Below are 302 nucleotides of genomic sequence, written 5' to 3' on the forward strand. Positions count from 1 at the left end.
GGCAATGTCACCACCATCACGATCAATGTGGCCGAGATCAAGGATTACGGTCAGGCCGGGCTGAATGCTGTCTCGACCGTGCTGAGCATCGGAGCGGTCGCCAGCGGCATCGGGGCCTCGACCGTTGGTATCATCACCCTTGCCGATACCGCCCTGTCCACGGCCCTCAACAGCTTTTCCACGGCCGCCGGGTCCACGCTGACCATTTCGTACGATGATACGAACTGGAAAAGCCGGGTGGATAGCGTCCTGTCCGCCCTGACCAAAGTCGAAAGCGACCTGAGTGCGGCAATCACCGGGGT

The 302-nt window shown here is 60.9% G+C and carries 1 pseudogene; it reads left to right on the plus strand.

Going from position 1 to position 302, the window contains the following annotated elements:
- A pseudogene (locus DY926_RS16385) lies at window positions 1–302 on the plus strand (hypothetical protein); the annotation flags it as partial.

Origin of the sequence: Komagataeibacter melaceti (assembly GCF_003403295.1) — a bacterium.
Lineage (GTDB): Bacteria > Pseudomonadota > Alphaproteobacteria > Acetobacterales > Acetobacteraceae > Komagataeibacter > Komagataeibacter melaceti.